The organism is Acinetobacter sp. GN11, from assembly GCF_054823985.1.
Genome location: NZ_JRVL01000340.1, coordinates 1 through 2,002, shown reverse-complemented (window position 1 = coordinate 2,002; position 2,002 = coordinate 1). Strand labels below are relative to the sequence as shown.

Here is a 2,002-nt window from a genome sequence, read left to right as displayed (position 1 = left end):
AGACCCGAATGCTATTACTGAAACCTTATTAATTAAGCAAAATAGTTTTGATGCATATTTATGGAGATGTGATGATGAAAAATGGTATTTAGATGATTTATATTCTGAACCGCGCGAAATCGCCTCTAAATTAATTAAAAATATACCTGTCTTTTATTCAATTCCTGAGAATCCTAAAGAGGTGAAGCATTTACTTGAAATTGGAATAATGCATTTTAACGAGATTTTATTTCCCATTTTTTCAAACAGAACGTTAGAGGACAGTAGAGAAGTATTGACATGGGATGATCACTTTTTACTAGTAGGTACCCAATTGACCAATCTTAAACTTTATAGTCATGAAGAGTGGGATGCCTTGATTGATAGAGAGAATTCTTATTTAAATTAAAATTAGGCAAAAGATTTTTAAGATTAAGAGATATCTATACTGATGGTAATATTATTTATACATTCGCATTTAAATTTAGAGAAACATTCCTATTAGCATAAGAATGTTCCTCCATATTTATAAAATCACCAATAACCTAACACTTTCCACCAAAGTCCGCCAATCACCACAAAGATTATGATATTAACCACGCTCATGACAAAGCCAGCCTTCCACCATTCACCCAGAGTGGTGTAACCCGAACCGAACACTACTGGGGAAGTGCCAGTCGCATAATGGGTTAAGGTCATCATAATACTTGAAGCCGCTGCCATCATTAAGGCAAACAACATTGGCGGTGCACCGAGTGCAAGTCCAGCAGTATAGAAGGCTGCGAACATCGCGGTAATATGTGCCGTAGTGCTAGCAAACATATAATGTGCATACAGATAGGCAAGCATTAACAATAGACAAGCAGGCATCCAGCTTAGACCTAAATGACCAATACTGGTTTCTAAAACACTCGAGAACCACGTGATTAAGCCAAGCTTATTTAAATAAGTTGCCATCATGACTAATGCTGCGAACCAAGTAATCGTATCCCAGGCATTCTTTTGCGTCAGAATATCATCCCAAGTGAGTACACCTGAAAGTAGCAATAATCCTAAACCAATAAAAGCAGTCGTCGTTGGGTCAACAGCCCAAGCGGAGCCAAAAATCATGGCGGGAATACCTGCCCATAGCATCAATAAAATACCGAATACACCAAGCATGATGATTTCATTTTTACTGACTGGACCCATTTCTTTTAATTTAGTTTTAGCAAACTGAGCTGCATTAGGCGTTTCTTTGACTTCGGGTGGATACATCCAATACATAATCAAAGGCATAATAATTAATGCAATTAAACCCGGCACTAACATTGCCAGTGCCCAAGTACTCCAACTTAATGAAATTTCACTATTGGTCGCCTTTGCCACTAAATCAACTACTAATGGATTAGGGGCGGTTGCAGTAATAAACATTGCAGAGGTAATCGGGTTGGCTTGGTAGTTAACCAACGATAGGTATTTTCCCATCCGACCTTCGGTGCCTTTGGCTGGATCAGAATCGTAACTAGTAGAAATTGCCAGTACAATCGGATGAATAATTCCACCGCCACGAGCCGTGTTGCTGGGTGTTACAGGGGCAAGAATGAGTTCGGAAAGGACCATGCTATAGCCGATACCAATGGTTTTTTTGCCCCAAACTGCGATAAATAAATAGCCTAACCGTGCGCCCAATCCAGTTTTTTGCAAACCTTTAGAGATCATGATGGATATACCAATCAACCAGATTAGTGGGTTAGCAAAACTACTAAGGGCATCTTGAATTGCACCGCTTGGGCTCGTGTTAGTCACGCCAGTAATAGCAACTAAAGTTATTGCAATAATGGCAATTGCACCAATTGGCATAGCTTTACCAATGATTGCGGCAATTACACCGACAAACATCGCTAACAAATGCCAAGCATCAGGATCAACACCATTTGGTACAGGAATAACGAACCAGATTAACAATGTAATAAATAAAGAAATAAGTGTAGGGAGGGCTTTAAATCCCATGTAATTTCCCCTTGTTTTCATATGATTAAAA

Annotated in this window: 2 protein-coding genes; one reads left to right on the top strand and one right to left on the bottom strand. The window is 39.0% G+C overall.

Annotated features, from left to right (window positions below; genetic code table 11):
- On the top strand, nucleotides 1–388 hold a 388-nt coding region (locus NL42_RS19045; RefSeq protein ID WP_461313941.1), incomplete at its 5' end, for a hypothetical protein.
- 125 nt (nucleotides 389–513) lie between these two features.
- Here the strand turns inward: NL42_RS19045 and NL42_RS19040 are convergent.
- Complete coding sequence (locus NL42_RS19040; protein ID WP_461313940.1) at nucleotides 514–1,971, bottom strand: DASS family sodium-coupled anion symporter; 1,458 nt, start codon at nucleotides 1,969–1,971, stop codon at nucleotides 514–516.
- Between the last annotated feature and the right edge of the window lie 31 nt (nucleotides 1,972–2,002).

What these genes read in the sequence shown, in the direction of transcription:
- NL42_RS19040 (WP_461313940.1), bottom strand. Translation starts at nt 1,971, where the DNA reads ATGGGATTTAAAGCCCTCCCTACACTTATTTCTTTATTTATTACATTG.